We start from the raw sequence: 13,164 nt of genomic DNA, 5'->3' as shown, positions 1-13,164 counted from the left end.
GATGACCATGACCGCAGTATTGATGGACGGAAAGAGCGTCGCCGCCCGGGTGCGCGAGGACGTCGCTGACCAGGTGGAGACGCTGGTCGAACAGACCGGAGTGCGCCCAGGCCTGGCCACGATCCTGGTCGGGGACGATCCCGCGTCCCAGGTCTACGTGGCGAGCAAGCGTAAGTCCTGCGTCGCCGCCGGGATGCTCGACCTGCATCGGCACCTGCTCGCGACGACGACCCAGCGCGAGTTGGAGGCGGTAGTCGACGAGTTGGCAGGCGATCCCGCCGTGTCGGGAATTCTGGTCCAGCTCCCGCTGCCGGATCACCTGGACCCGGACGCGGTGATCGCGCGCATCCCTGCCAGCAAGGATGTCGACGGCCTCACCACGGCGAGCGCTGGTCTACTCGCTCGCGGGCTGCCGGGTTTGCGGCCGTGTACCTCGGCGGGGGTCGTGGAGTTGCTCGACGCGTACTCGATTCCGCTGGATGGCGCGCACGCCGTGGTGGTGGGCCGCTCCGCGCTCGTCGGCAAGCCGCTCGCCCAGCTGCTGGTGGCCCGTAATGCGACGGTGACGACCTGCCACTCGAGGACCGCGAGCCTTGCCGAGCACACCGTCCGGGCAGACATCGTCATCGCGGCCGCGGGCGTGCCCGGGCTGATCGATGCTCGAGGCGTCCGGGCCGGGGCGACGGTGGTGGACGTGGGCATCCACCGCACCCCCACGGGGCTGTGTGGCGATGTCGACTTCCACTCCGTGCGCGCGGTGGCGGGGCACCTCACGCCTGTTCCCGGCGGAGTGGGACCGATGACCATTGCGATGTTGCTGAGCAATACGGTGACGGCAGCACGGCACACGGTCTCGCGATGACGGTGGTAGCGCTCGAATCCGCTCGTCCGACTCCTCGGTCGCCGCATGCCCCGCTGGCCTACTCTCGGGCTATGACCGGCACGTTCCCGCTTCTGTCGGATGCCACATCGTTCATCGGCAGGCGAGCGGAGCTCCACGAGATCCGGCAGCTGCTCGAGCGCTCCCGGGCCGTCATATTGATCGGCCCGGGAGGGGTTGGCAAGACCCGGCTGGCCACCCAGGCCGCCACGGCGGTCAAACGCGCCTTCGCCACCGTGTGGTTCGTCTCCCTCGGCAGTGCGGGTCCTGCCGATGCCGGAGTCGCGCTCGGCCTGTCGCATTCCGGCGGCAGGATCGACGCGACATCGGTCGCGCGGCGGATTGCCGAGCTGGCCGGCGACCAGAACGCTTTGCTCGTGCTCGACGGCTGTGAGCACCGTGCCGAGGAGTGCGGAGAACTCATCGATCGGCTACTCGTGCAAGTTCCGGCAGTGAGCGTCCTGGCCACAAGCCGCCGGGCGTTGCCCACCGCGGGCGCAGTGTCCTGGCCGGTGCCGCCATTGCGCCTGCCGCGTGTCACCGAGGTACCGCCGTCGGTCGTCGAGGTGGGTCACAGTGACGGCGTCGCGCTCTTCGTGGAACGGGCCGCCACGGTATATCCGGCCTTCCTGCTCACCGATCAGAACGTCGGTGCCGTGGCGCGCTTGTGCGCCCGGGTGGACGGGCTGCCGCTGGCGATCGAAATGGCCGCAGCACACATGCGGACGATGTCAGCGGAGCAATTGCTCGAACGGCTCGATCCACGGTTCCGTCTGCTCGGTGCAGAAGGTGGAGTGCGCGCGGAACTGTCGCTGTGGGAGACGGTTGCGCAGACCTACGCCGATTGCAGTGAGGCGGAGCAGGCCGTGTGGGCGGCCGCGTCGGTGTTCGAGGGCGGCTTCTCCCTGGACGATGTCGAGGCGGTATGCGCCCAACCCGGCAGCGATCCGGTCGTGCTGGCCCGAACCGTTGCCGGTCTGGTGGACCATACGGTCTTCACCGATTTGAGAGAAAACAACGGCAGAATCGAATACCGGCTACTCAACACCTTCAAGCAGTTCGGCCGAGAGCAACTCGAGACGCATGGGCTGACGGTCGCGGCCCGGGCCCGCCACGAAGATTGGATCAGTGCGCTCGCGCACGAAACGGAGCCGTTCTGGATGGGCAGCGACGCCGTCGACAAAACCGACCGGCTACTGCGCCACCACGCCGACATCGCCGCCGTGCTGGGTCGTTATCTCGCCGAGGGGCGACCGCGTGACGCCCTGCGCCTCGCCGTTGACCTCCGGGTGCACTGGATGGCGGCCAACCGCCTGGCCGAGGGGATCTCGTGGATCGAGAAGGCATCGGACGCCGCTGATGCGACGGGCGCCCTCGCGGCCGAGACGCTTTGGACCACGGCCTATCTCGCCGTACTCGACGGCCGCCAGGAGTGGGCCGCACAGCTCTTGGACCGAGGCCGTCGGCTCGCCGTCGAACTCGATTCTCCGCTCGTCGAGGCCCACTGCCAGTTCGTGGACGGCCTGGCGGCGTGGTCCGAGGGCAAGGCGACAGCCGCTGCATCGCGGTTGGAAGCGGCCTTCCGGGCGTATGTCGAACTGGGGGCGCGCCCGCATCGGCGGGAGGCACTGTTCATTCTCGGCATGGTGCTGGCCACTCGCGGCACTTCGGCCCTGTCCGTAGACCTCATCGACACCGACCTCGCCGAGATGGGCGGCGACTTGAATTGGTGGGGCCGGGGGTACGTATGGTGGCTGCGCGGCTTCGCCGCGGTGGAACGCGGCGACATCGACGAGGCCGGTCCATTGCTGCGACAGTGCATCAACCACATGCGTTCGCACAACGACCGCACCATCGTGTGGTGGTGCCTCGAGCTGCTGGCCTGGATTGCGGCAGAACATTCGGAGTTCCGGCTCGCCGCACAGCTGTTCGGCAGCGCCCACGCCTTCGGCCCGCACGTCATGCCGCTGGTGGTGCGGGAGCGGCACGATCGCTATCTTGCCGCCACTAGCCGGGCGTTGGGCGCCGCGGTCACCGAGAAGCTGCGCCGTAAGGGCGCCGGCCTGGGCTTCGACCAGGCGATCGAACTCGCCGCTGGCACCGCCGATTCGCCAGCACCGAGTGGGGGCGGGGCGGACGGCACCGAACAGCTCACCGAGCGCGAAATGCAGGTCGCCCGCCTGGTCGCCTACGGCCAGAGCAACAAGGAGATCGCCGCGGCGCTCGTCATCTCCGCGCGGACGGCGGAAGGCCACGTGCAGCGGATTCTGGCCAAACGAGGCTTCACCTCCCGGGCCCAGATTGCCGCCTGGGTCGGGGAAATCGAACGGATCAAGGACGGCGGCGAGTAGCGAGCTATCGCTCGCCGCAAGAAAGGACACGGCTATGAGAGCCGCATTACACACCGGCGCGGGTGCACCACTGACCATCGAGAAGATCGACCTGCGTGAGCCGGGACCGGGCGAGGTCGTAGTCGACCTCGAGGCCGCGGCGGTATGTGTCACCGATGTGCTGGCCACCGAAGGCTTGACGTTGGTCCCGCCGCCGTTCGTGACTGGTCATTCCGGGACCGGCACGGTCACCGTCGTCGGCCCGGGGGTCACCCGAACCCGGGTCGGTGACCGCATCGTCACCGCGGGCTCGGCCGAATGCGGTGTCTGCTATCCCTGCGTGCAGGGCACCCCGTCCGCCTGTGACGATATCTTCGGCGGCATGGTACCGCCTCGAGCGGTGGCGACCAGGGCGTCCGGCGAGCCGGTGCACGTCGACGGTGGGGTGGGTGTTTTCGCCGAGCAGATGGTGCTGCGCGAATCGGGCATCGTCACCATCACCGACGCGCTGCACGCCGAACACGCCGCGCTGCTCGGCTGCGGTGTGCTGAGCGGTTTGGGCGCGGTATTCACTGTGGCCAATGTCCGGCGCGGGTCGGCCGTGGCCGTTGTCGGATGCGGGCACCTCGGCCTGTGGATGGTTCAGGGCGCGCGCCTCGCTGGTGCGGCGACCATCATCGCGGTCGAATACGACCGGCGTCGCCGGTCCCTGGCCGGGGAACTGGGCGCCACCCATGTCGTCGACCCCGCCGATGGGGACCCCATCGCTCATGTCCGCGAGCTGACCGGCGGGCGCGGCGTCGATTTCGCGTTCGAGGCCGGCGGCAGCACGTCGGCATCAGAGCAGGCTTTCGCGATGGCGCGGGCCGGTGGAGTTGTGGTGACCACCTCGATGGCACAGATCACCGACCTGGTCACACTCAACGCCCTGGACTTCGGTGTGGGCGCCAAGCGGATCTCCAGTTCGCAGAGCGGCGGCGGGTATCTGAAACGCGACATCCCGTTGTTCGAGTCGCTGCTCGCCCGCGGCGACGTGACCGCCGCTCCGATCGTCTCCGCGACGTATTCGCTCGACGACATCAACGTGGCCTTCGCAGCCGCCCGCGACAAGGAGGTGATCACCGGTGTCATCCGTCTCTGACCACCTCGGACCGGGCTTCACCGAAGAGGCCTCCGCCGAGGTCACCGCGGCTGCCTTCGACGGCACTCCCGACGCCCGCCTGCGCGAGATACTGCAGCGTCTCACCCACCATGTGCATGCGTTCGTCAAGGACATCGGTCTGACTCAGTCCGAATGGGAACAGGGAATCGAATTCCTCACCGCCACTGGGCAGAAATGCGACGCCACCCGGCAGGAGTTCATTCTGCTGTCGGACGTGTTCGGTGTGTCGATGCTGGTCGACGCGATCACCCACCGAGTCCCGCGCGGCGCCACCGAATCGACTGTGCTCGGCCCGTTCCACATGACCGAATCGCCGCGACGCGAGCTGGGGGAGAACATCAGCGCCGGTGAGGGCGGGGATCCCTGCCTGATCCTCGGCACCGTCCGATCGGTGGACGGCGAGCCGATTCCAGATGCCGTCGTCGACGTCTGGCAGGCGGACGACCACGGCTTCTACGACGTGCAGAATCCCGGCACGACTCCTGCCGGCAATCTGCGCGGTCTGTTCACCACCGACCCCAAGGGGAGTTTTCACTTCCGGACGATCGTGCCCGCGCCCTACCCGATTCCCACCGACGGCCCGGTGGGAATGCTGCTCGAGCGCGCCCACCGCCATCCCTACCGTCCCGCGCACATCCACTTCATCGCGCAGGCGGACGGATGTCGGCCGCTGATTACGCACATCTTCGTGGCGGGCTCGCCGTATCTGGACTCTGACGCGGTGTTCGGTGTCAAAGACAGCCTGATCACCGCGTTCCGGACCATCGACGATCCGGTCCTGGCGCAGCGGTACGGCATGCCGAACCCGTGCACTGTCGCCCGGATCGACCTCGTTCTGGCGGCCGAATCATGATCGGCGAATTCGACTACACCGCTCGGCCCGTGCGGGTCGTATTCGGCGACGGCCGTTTCGGGGCGCTCGGGGCGGAGGCACAGCGCGCCGGACTTCGCCGCATCCATCTGATCGCCGGGCAGCGCCTGTCGGCCGTGGCACACGAACTGCTCGGCGACACCGTCGTGGCGCACACTCCGACAGTGCTGCAGCATGTGCCCGCCGAGGAGGTCGACAAGGGCACGGCCGTCAACCGAAGCCTGCAGGTCGACGGTTATGTCGCCGTCGGTGGCGGCTCCGCGATCGGCCTGGCGAAGGCCTTCGCTCTGCAGTGTCCGGCACCGATCCTGGCCGTGCCCACCACGTTCTCCGGCTCGGAGATGTCGCCGATCTGGGGCACCACCGAGAACGGGGTAAAAGTCACCGGCCGGGACGACTCGGTGGCCCCGGCGGTGGTGCTCTACGATCCCGAGTTGTACGCGGGGCTACCTCATGCGACCGCTGTGACCAGCGTATTCAATGCCATGGCCCATGCTGTGGAAGCGCTGTACGCCGCCGATGGGTCACCGTTGGTAGCGCTGATCGCCGAGGAGGCCGTCCGGCTGCTGGGCGGCGCGGTCACCCGATTCGGCACCGCTGAGGATCGCCCGGCCAAGGCCGAGGCGGTGCGCGGGGCCTGGCTGGCGGGCATGTGCCTCGGAAGCGTTTCCATGGCGCTGCACCACAAGATCTGCCACACTCTCGGAGGCACGTTCGGCTTGCCGCACGCGGAGACCCACACCGTCATGCTGCCGTATTCGCTGGCTTACAACGCCGCCGCCGCACCCGCCGCGGTAGCGGCCGTAGGCCGCGCGCTCGGCGCCGAGAACCCGGTGACAGCGCTAGCGCGGCTCATGGCCGCGGTCGGCGCCCCCACGACCTTGTGCGCGCTCGGTTTCGCGGAGCACGATATCGAGCACGCCGTCGAACTGGCCACCCGGGCGCCCTATCCCAACCCGGCCCCCGTGACGCCAGAGGGGATCCGTGGGTTGCTTACCGCGGCATTCCACGGCCGGCTCGAGTGAGGCGCGCCCAGCATTCTGCGCCAGGGGCTACGAGCGCGATACGGGCGGTCGCAGGGACGAAGTGGCGGGCGGAATCCACCGCCAGTGCTCGAAGGTGGAGTCCGTCTCCACGGTGTCCTCGCCCAGCAGGATGCCGTTGCACAGCAGCTGCCAGCCCTGTTCCGGATGCCACGCGACCACTTGGGCGTCGCGCCAACGCTCGAAGGTATTGCAGGCGAAGCGACTTGGACATGATCGAAGCTATCGGCACTGTTGCGCAGGGACCGCTCCGTCAGGCGGCGAGACCGCTGCGTGTGATGGGCATCCTCAACGCCACCACCGACTCGTTCTGGACAAAGAGCCGTTTCGTTGCTGCCGAGGACGCGATTGCCGCGGGGGCGCGCATGTTCGAGCTCGGGGCATGGGCGGTCGATGTCGGTGGTGAGTCGACCCGCCCGGGTGCAGTCGCAGTGCCGGCGGCAGAGGAGCTGGACCGGATTGCGCCGATCGTGGCCGAGCTGGCGGGCCTCGGCCGGGTATCGGTGGATACCCGGCACCCCGAGGTGGCCGAGGCCGCGGTCCGGCTCGGGGCATCGATCATCAATGACGTTTCGGGCACTCTGTATCCGCTCGCGTCCCGCTTCGGTGTGGGTTACGTCGGCATGCACTCTCGGTCGTTACCGGTATCGGCGGATGGATACCCGCGATACGACGACGTGTACGACGAGGTTTCTCGGCATTTGTCGGGGATCGCGTCCGCGGCGTACAGCGGTGGCGTCAGCGACGTATGGGTTGATCCGGGTATAGGTTTCGGCAAATCTCCCGCGGACAATTTGAGGCTTCTGCGGCGGTTGCCCGAGCTGTGTGCGTCAGGGACGCCGGTATTGCTCGGTGTGAGCCGCAAGTCGTTCATCGGTGAGGTGACCGGCCGCAGCGTCGAACGGCGACTTGCCGGTTCACTAGCCTTGATCGGACCCGCGTGGGCCGGGGGCGTTGACATCATCCGAGTGCATGATGTCGAGGAGACCATCGACACGATCGCCATGCTAGAGGCTGTCTGGGGATCGTCCCGGGATGCCGACTGTCTCTGATGTCGAAATCCCGGGACGCAGTTGCTCTCACCATTGAGCCCAAACCGTCTATTCAGCGGTACCTTTCGAAGACTGCGGCCAGACCTTGCCCGCCGCCGATGCACATTGTCTCGAGCCCGTATCGGCCTTCGCGGCGTTCGAGCTCGCGCAGCATGGTGGCGAGGAGGCGCGCGCCAGTCGCGCCGACCGGATGACCGAGCGAAATACCGGACCCGTTGGGATTGATTCGACTGTCGTCAGGCTCGACCTTCCAGGTTCGCAGTACCGCGAGAGTCTGTGCGGCGAAGGCCTCGTTGAGTTCGATGACGTCCATGTCGTCGAGGGTGAGATCTGCTCGGGCGAGCGCCTTTTCGGTTGCGCTCACCGGGCCGATCCCCATCGTATGCGGGGAGACGCCGGTCACCGCCCAGGAAGCCAGTCGTGCCAGCGGGCGCAGCCCGAGCGCACGAGCCCGGCCGGGAGTAGTGACGACGCAGAGTGCCGCACCGTCGTTCTGGCCACTTGAGTTCCCTGCGGTGACCGTGGCTTCGGGGTCGACGGCGGCCCGGATGGGGCGCAGTTTTGCCAGCGATTCCAGCGAGGTATTGCTTCTGGGGTGCTCATCGGTGTCGATGAAGAGTGGATCGGAGTTGCGTTGGGGGACAGGTATTCCAACGATCTCCTCGGCGAAGACTCCGGAGCGCTGTGCGGCAACTGCACGCCGGTGTGACTGCACGGCAAGAGCATCCTGATCGGTGCGGCTGATGGAGAATTCGGCGCGCAGATTCTCCGCGGTTTCGATCATCCCGCCGGGCACGGGAAAGTTGGAGCCGCCAGCGGTAACGCGCGCGCGAGCCAAGCGGTCGTCGAGCGTGACACCATCACCCTTGATGCCCCAGCGCATTCCGGTGGCATAGAACTCGGCACGACTCATCGATTCGACACCGCCCGCGAGCACCAGGTCGCTGCCGCTGGTGGTGACCTGCATGCATGCCTGCAGGACCGCCTGCAGTCCGGAGCCGCAGCGGCGGTCGACTTGCAGCCCCGGGACCTGGACGCCGAGCCCGGCATCAAGCGCGGCCACGCGACCGATCGCTGGGGCCTCACCGTTCGGTCCGGCCTGGCCCAGGATGACATCGTCAACGTCCCCGCCTGTGATTGCGGTGCGCGACACGAGTTCCGATATCAGCCTCGCCGCCAGTGCTTCTGGCGCGACATCTTTGAATACTCCGCCGAATCGGCCGACCGGAGTGCGGAGCGGTTCGCAGATGACAGCATCGGGCATGATGACTTCCTTTGTTGCGGAGGTGGTTCAGATTCGCCCCTGGATTCGGGACAGGTCGCTGCTGATCGCTTCGGCAACCGCCAGCAACGGAGGGATGAGGTCCTTACGGACGGTCGCGGTGGAGTACCGGGCCGACTGCGTGGAGATGTTGACCGCGGCGACCACGCTGCCGGTGTGATCGCGAATGGGCGCGGCCATGGAGCGCAGCCCCTCCTCGAGCTCCTGGTCGACAAGGCTGTAGCCATCCGCGCGGACCTTGGTCAATTCCGCCCGCAATCCGGTGGCGTCGATGAGCGTCTGTCCGGTGAGCGGTTCGAGCGTGACGGTGGAGAGGTAGTGCGCCAGAGCCTCGTCCGACAGGCCGGCCAGCATTACCCGGCCCATCGACGTGGCGTACGCGGGGAAGCGGGTACCGATGTTGATCGACACCGTCATGATGCGGCTGACCGGCACGCGCGCTACATACACCACATCCGGGCCATCGAGGATGGAGACCGACGTCGATTCGTGTACCTGTTCGGCCAATGATTCCAGGTGTGGTCCCGCGACTTCCGGCAATGTCAGACTCGACAGATAGGCGTAGCCCAATTCGAGGACGCGAGGTGTCAGCCAGAACACCGAACCGTCGGTGCCCACGTAGCCGAGTTCGGCCAGGGTCAGCAGGAATCGCCGTGCAGTTGCTCGGGTGAGGTCGGTGGCTTTGGCCACCTCGCTCAGCGTGCGGCGCGGATGCGTCGCATCGAATGAGCGGATGACGGCCAGCCCGCGGCCCAGTGATTGTACGTATTCCTGCGACGGTTCGGTCATGGTCGGTGCTGTTCCTCCTCTGCGATCGGACCGGCCGGCCCGACGCCCTCCTCGAGCGCCGCTTTGCCGAGTCCGCAGGCGAGGTTACTGTTCGGCACACCCACATAGACCGCGGTGTGCAGGAACACCTCCGCGAGATCGGTGGCGGGTATGCCCGCCGGTGGGGCCGCGCGAATATGCATATCCAGTTCATGGGTGTTGCCCACAGCGGTGAGGACCGCAAAGGCAGCAGACGACGGGTGCGATGGTCGAAGCCTGGGCGGCTCCAGATGTCTCCCCCACGCCGTGGGAGTGATGAACGCACCGCCTCGAGACCGAGGAGCTCGACAAGGGCCGGTACGTCCTCAGCAAGATTCCCGACCCTGCAGGGACCCTCCGGTGCGGGGGATCTGCCATTGCCATCCATGGCGATGACGTCGTATTCGCCGCCGAGGCCGGCGATCTGCGGCTCCCACATCTCGCGGGTGGATCCCAGCGAGCCGAGCAATACGACCGGTGGGCCATCGCTCCGCGCGCCTGAACGGCGGTACGCGAGTTCGACGGTCACGACGCCTCCCTGCCTGCGAGACCGGTGTTCGATCGATTGCTGTCGGGCCCGGATTGAGCGGTGGAATCCGCCCCATGACGGGCGGACAGCACACGGTCGACGATATCTCCGGCGTGGCCGAGATACGCTGTGGGGTCGAGTAATTCGCGCAACCGCTCCGCTCCGAGATACATGAGAATGGTCGGATCGGTAGCCAATGCGTGGCCGCCGCCGACCGCTGCTGCCGTGACGATGGCATGAGCATCGTCTGTGTACGCGGCCAGGGCGTCCGTGATGCGCCCGGCGAGCAGGAGCCCGTCGGTTGCGTTGAGATTTCGGGCCATCGCCTCGGGGTGTGCATGCAATCCGGTCAAGCTCTGGGTCAGCCGGTGTGCTGCTCCGCCGGTGAGCCGCAGGAGGTCGGTGACCGTCTCCCATTCGGCATGCCGGGCTCCTGCCTCACGCTGAAATTCGTGATCCATTGTCCCGAGCGTGGTGGCGACCAATCCTGGGACGCGACGCGCGGCGGCGCGCGCGGTGATCGCGGCGATCGCGTTGCGTTTGTCCGGCATGGCCGACGAGCCACCGGGGGAGTCTTCGCTCACTTCTCCGATCTCGGTTTCCGCGAGCGCGATGATGTCGGTGGTGGTCTTGGCGATGGTGCCTGCCGCGACCCCGAGCGCGGTGGCCAACTCGCCGATCAGGGTGTGTTCGGCGTGCCATGGAACGCTTTGGTCGGCGAGTCCGAGTTCTTCGGCGAGCCCGTCGGCGATGGCGAGGTCCTGAGGGTGGAGGACCGCGAGTGTTCTTGCGGCACCACCGAATTGAACGGGAGGCTCGGCCATCACGGCGGTGAGTGCACCCGCCGCGCGGTCGAGTCCGCTGCACCAGGTCGCGGCGAGTGCCCCGAAAGTGGTGGGCACGGCATGCTGTCCGAGCGTACGCGCAACCATCGGAGTGTCGCGGTGGGTGCGCGCCAGTGCTGCCGCAGCGTCCGCGGCGGCGCGCAGCTCCATGACCACCAAGGCTCCAGCGCGGCGGGCGAGCACCATCGGTGCGGTGTCGGAGATGTCTTGGCTCGTGGCACCTTTGTGGACTGCTGTCGCGGGTACGCCCGTTTGTCTGCAGACCGCGCGTAGTCGCTCGACCAAGGGGATTACCGGGTTACCGCCGCACACAGCTTCACGGCCTAGCTCTTCCGGAGCGAGAGCGGACGCGAGATGTGTTGCCGCGTCACCGATCGCGTCCGCGTGGTGAGGTTCGATCACGCCGAGCGCTGCCTCGGCGCGTGCGAGCGCCGCTTCCACGTCCAGTAGGGCAGCTATCCATGCACCGTCGGACGAAGCGGCGCCGATTGCGGTGCCGCCCAGCAACGGGTCGAACAGCTCTCCGCGCGTCACCGTTCGCCCTCGAATTGTTCGTCGCCTTCGGGATCCGCGTCCTGCAGAACGATGTCGAGGTGATAGCCGTCGGTAGTTGTCGCCGCGATGAGTTTGCGCTGCTCGGCAGGCGGTAGTGATGCCGGCATCGGGTCTGCGGCGCTGACTTTCCCTTCGCCGAGTACTGGCCCGGTCAACTCTCCTGGCCGCTGCGGCAAGAGAGTCAGGGGCTGCTTCGGGTGGCGCAGTGCGGAGCCGCGGTAATCGGGGAAGTCGACAGGTGCTTCCTCACCAGGCTGGACCCCGCGGAATCGCGGTGGCAGGTGGAGCATGGTCGATACCTCGTTCACTATGCGGACAAATGTTCACAATACGCACAACTCCGGCTATGGTGAAGACCGTGATGGATAAAGTCATTGCCACCGCGGCCGATGCTGTCGCCGACATCCCCGACGGGGCTTCCCTGGCAGTCGGCGGATTCGGTCTGGTCGGAGTGCCCGAGGTGCTCATCGATGCACTGCATGAGCAGGGTGCGACCGACCTGGAAGTAGTCAGCAACAACTGCGGCACTCATGGATTCGGTCTCGGGGTGCTGCTGGACGCGCGGCGTATCCGGCGGGCGGTCAGCTCCTACATCGGGGCCAATGAAGAGTTCGCGCGCCAGTATCTATCGGGTGAAGTGGAAGTCGAGTTGACGCCGCAGGGCACTCTGGCCGAACGGCTGCGCGCGGGCGGGGCCGGTATCCCCGCCTTCTACACACCGGCAGGGGTCGGCACTCAGGTTGCCGACGGCGGTCTGCCGCTGCGTTACGACGGCAGTGGCGGTATCGCGGTAGCGAGTAGTCCAAAGGAAACCCGAGAATTCAACGGCCTCACCTACGTGATGGAACGCGGCATCGTTACCGATTACGCGCTGGTCCACGCCTGGAAAGGCGATCGGCACGGCAATCTCGTCTACCGGGCCAGTGCCCGCAACTTCAATCCGCCGGCCGCGACCGCGGGCCGAATCACCATCGCGCAGGTCGAGCATCTGCTGGAGCCGGGCGAGCTCGCCCCGGATGAAATCCACACGCCCGGCATCCATGTGCAGAGAGTGGTGCACGTCGGCAAGGTCGAGGTCGGAATCGAGAACAGGACAGTACGGGCATGAAACTGACGCGCGAGCAGATGGCGGCGCGAGTCGCCGCCGAGCTGCGAGACGGCCAATACGTCAACCTCGGAATCGGCATGCCCACCCTCGTGCCCAACTACCTTCCCGAACACATCAGTGTCGTGTTGCATTCGGAGAACGGGGTTTTGGGTGTAGGTCCGTACCCGACCGAAGACGAACTGGATCCCGAACTGATCAACGCCGGCAAAGAGACGATCACGGTCGTACCGGGAGCCTGCTACTTCGATTCCGCCCAGTCCTTCGGCATGATCCGCGGTGGGCAGGTGGATGTCGCCGTGCTCGGCGCGATGCAGGTCAGCGCCAGCGGCGACCTGGCAAACTGGATGATCCCAGGCGCCATGGTCAAGGGTATGGGCGGAGCCATGGATCTGGTTCACGGGGCCCGGCGCGTGATCGTGATGATGGAGCACGTCTCCCGCAAGGGCGAGCCCAAGATCGTCGAGAGCTGCACGCTGCCGCTGACCGGTCTGGCGTGCGTCCACCGCATCATCACCGACATGGCGGTGCTGGACGTGACCGAGCACGGTCTGCGCCTCGTGGAAACCGCGCCCGGGATCACGATCGACGAGGTGCTCGCGGCCACTGCCGCGCCGGTCGCCACGGAGTCCTGGTCAAGGGAAGACCCAACCTTCGCCGCCTGAGCGTCCTGGTCCTACCGGTGCGTACATCGAGGAGTTCA

Annotated in this window: 12 protein-coding genes and 3 pseudogenes; 8 read left to right on the top strand and 7 right to left on the bottom strand. The window is 66.9% G+C overall.

Translation table 11 applies throughout. The features are described 5' to 3' along the window. Positions 1 to 7: 7 nt before the first annotated feature. From ABZV44_RS27160 to ABZV44_RS27140, 5 genes are all read left to right on the top strand, one after another. Positions 8 to 862, top strand: a complete 855-nt coding sequence (locus ABZV44_RS27160; RefSeq protein WP_354841888.1) for a bifunctional 5,10-methylenetetrahydrofolate dehydrogenase/5,10-methenyltetrahydrofolate cyclohydrolase — start codon at positions 8 to 10, stop codon at positions 860 to 862. Positions 863 to 933: 71 nt separating this feature from the next. Further along, positions 934 to 3,231, top strand: a complete 2,298-nt coding sequence (locus ABZV44_RS27155; RefSeq protein ID WP_354841885.1) for a LuxR C-terminal-related transcriptional regulator — start codon at positions 934 to 936, stop codon at positions 3,229 to 3,231. 34 nt (positions 3,232 to 3,265) lie between these two features. Then, positions 3,266 to 4,351, top strand: coding sequence for a zinc-binding dehydrogenase (locus ABZV44_RS27150; RefSeq protein ID WP_354841882.1), 1,086 nt, complete (start codon positions 3,266 to 3,268; stop codon positions 4,349 to 4,351). Next, on the top strand, positions 4,335 to 5,225 hold the full coding sequence (locus ABZV44_RS27145) for a dioxygenase (RefSeq protein ID WP_354841879.1): 891 nt from the start codon (positions 4,335 to 4,337) through the stop codon (positions 5,223 to 5,225). The genes ABZV44_RS27150 and ABZV44_RS27145 overlap by 17 nt, the downstream gene beginning before the upstream one ends. Further along, positions 5,222 to 6,268 carry a maleylacetate reductase gene (locus ABZV44_RS27140; protein WP_354841876.1) on the top strand — a complete coding sequence of 349 codons (1,047 nt, stop codon included), beginning with the start codon at positions 5,222 to 5,224 and terminating at the stop codon, positions 6,266 to 6,268. The genes ABZV44_RS27145 and ABZV44_RS27140 overlap by 4 nt, the downstream gene beginning before the upstream one ends. 27 nt (positions 6,269 to 6,295) lie before the next feature. Here the strand turns inward: ABZV44_RS27140 and ABZV44_RS27135 are convergent. Continuing rightward, positions 6,296 to 6,472: pseudogene (locus ABZV44_RS27135) on the bottom strand (DUF5999 family protein); the annotation flags it as partial. Between the two features lie 26 nt (positions 6,473 to 6,498). Here ABZV44_RS27135 and folP point away from each other — a divergent pair. Next, on the top strand, positions 6,499 to 7,338 hold the full coding sequence (gene folP, locus ABZV44_RS27130; RefSeq protein WP_354842235.1) for a dihydropteroate synthase: 840 nt from the start codon (positions 6,499 to 6,501) through the stop codon (positions 7,336 to 7,338). A gap of 52 nt (positions 7,339 to 7,390) precedes the next feature. Here the strand turns inward: folP and ABZV44_RS27125 are convergent, their stop codons facing one another. From ABZV44_RS27125 to ABZV44_RS27100, 6 genes and pseudogenes are all read right to left on the bottom strand, one after another. After that, positions 7,391 to 8,602 (bottom strand): acetyl-CoA C-acetyltransferase, encoded by a 1,212-nt coding sequence (locus tag ABZV44_RS27125; protein ID WP_354841873.1) that lies wholly within the window; start codon positions 8,600 to 8,602, stop codon positions 7,391 to 7,393. A gap of 27 nt (positions 8,603 to 8,629) precedes the next feature. Beyond that, complete coding sequence (locus tag ABZV44_RS27120) at positions 8,630 to 9,409, bottom strand: IclR family transcriptional regulator C-terminal domain-containing protein (RefSeq protein ID WP_354841870.1); 780 nt, start codon at positions 9,407 to 9,409, stop codon at positions 8,630 to 8,632. Continuing rightward, positions 9,406 to 9,708: pseudogene (locus tag ABZV44_RS27115) on the bottom strand (carboxymuconolactone decarboxylase family protein); the annotation flags it as partial. The gene ABZV44_RS27120 and the pseudogene ABZV44_RS27115, both read right to left, overlap by 4 nt. A gap of 244 nt (positions 9,709 to 9,952) precedes the next feature. Continuing rightward, the gene (locus ABZV44_RS27110) at positions 9,953 to 11,308 is read right to left on the bottom strand and encodes a lyase family protein (protein WP_354841867.1); all 1,356 of its coding nucleotides are present in this window, start codon (positions 11,306 to 11,308) and stop codon (positions 9,953 to 9,955) included. 23 nt (positions 11,309 to 11,331) lie between these two features. Beyond that, the gene (locus ABZV44_RS27105) at positions 11,332 to 11,463 is read right to left on the bottom strand and encodes a hypothetical protein (RefSeq protein WP_354842253.1); all 132 of its coding nucleotides are present in this window, start codon (positions 11,461 to 11,463) and stop codon (positions 11,332 to 11,334) included. Between the two features lie 9 nt (positions 11,464 to 11,472). Beyond that, a pseudogene (locus tag ABZV44_RS27100) lies at positions 11,473 to 11,646 on the bottom strand (protocatechuate 3,4-dioxygenase subunit beta); the annotation flags it as partial. Between the two features lie 71 nt (positions 11,647 to 11,717). Between ABZV44_RS27100 and ABZV44_RS27095 the strand changes: the two are divergent. Both ABZV44_RS27095 and ABZV44_RS27090 read left to right on the top strand, forming a co-directional pair. Continuing rightward, the gene (locus ABZV44_RS27095; protein WP_354842232.1) at positions 11,718 to 12,464 is read left to right on the top strand and encodes a CoA transferase subunit A; all 747 of its coding nucleotides are present in this window, start codon (positions 11,718 to 11,720) and stop codon (positions 12,462 to 12,464) included. Continuing rightward, positions 12,461 to 13,126 (top strand): CoA transferase subunit B, encoded by a 666-nt coding sequence (locus ABZV44_RS27090; RefSeq protein ID WP_354841864.1) that lies wholly within the window; start codon positions 12,461 to 12,463, stop codon positions 13,124 to 13,126. The genes ABZV44_RS27095 and ABZV44_RS27090 overlap by 4 nt, the downstream gene beginning before the upstream one ends. Positions 13,127 to 13,164 lie beyond the last annotated feature (38 nt).

The sequence above is a fragment of the Nocardia sp. NPDC004860 genome (assembly GCF_040609015.1).
Lineage (GTDB): Bacteria > Actinomycetota > Actinomycetes > Mycobacteriales > Mycobacteriaceae > Nocardia.
Note: the sequence above shows the minus strand (reverse complement) of the source record. Positions and strands in the feature narration are given on the sequence as shown.

Excerpts from the sequence above, each read along its gene's own strand:
- ABZV44_RS27155 (WP_354841885.1), top strand. The coding sequence starts at position 934 with ATGACCGGCACGTTCCCGCTTCTGTCGGATGCCACATCGTTCATCGGC.
- folP (WP_354842235.1), top strand. The coding sequence starts at position 6,499 with ATGATCGAAGCTATCGGCACTGTTGCGCAGGGACCGCTCCGTCAGGCG.
- ABZV44_RS27090 (WP_354841864.1), top strand. The coding sequence starts at position 12,461 with ATGAAACTGACGCGCGAGCAGATGGCGGCGCGAGTCGCCGCCGAGCTG.
- ABZV44_RS27095 (WP_354842232.1), top strand. The coding sequence starts at position 11,718 with ATGGATAAAGTCATTGCCACCGCGGCCGATGCTGTCGCCGACATCCCC.
- ABZV44_RS27105 (WP_354842253.1), bottom strand. The coding sequence starts at position 11,463 with ATGCCGGCATCACTACCGCCTGCCGAGCAGCGCAAACTCATCGCGGCG.
- ABZV44_RS27125 (WP_354841873.1), bottom strand. The coding sequence starts at position 8,602 with ATGCCCGATGCTGTCATCTGCGAACCGCTCCGCACTCCGGTCGGCCGA.
- ABZV44_RS27140 (WP_354841876.1), top strand. The coding sequence starts at position 5,222 with ATGATCGGCGAATTCGACTACACCGCTCGGCCCGTGCGGGTCGTATTC.
- ABZV44_RS27150 (WP_354841882.1), top strand. The coding sequence starts at position 3,266 with ATGAGAGCCGCATTACACACCGGCGCGGGTGCACCACTGACCATCGAG.
- ABZV44_RS27160 (WP_354841888.1), top strand. The coding sequence starts at position 8 with ATGACCGCAGTATTGATGGACGGAAAGAGCGTCGCCGCCCGGGTGCGC.
- ABZV44_RS27120 (WP_354841870.1), bottom strand. The coding sequence starts at position 9,409 with ATGACCGAACCGTCGCAGGAATACGTACAATCACTGGGCCGCGGGCTG.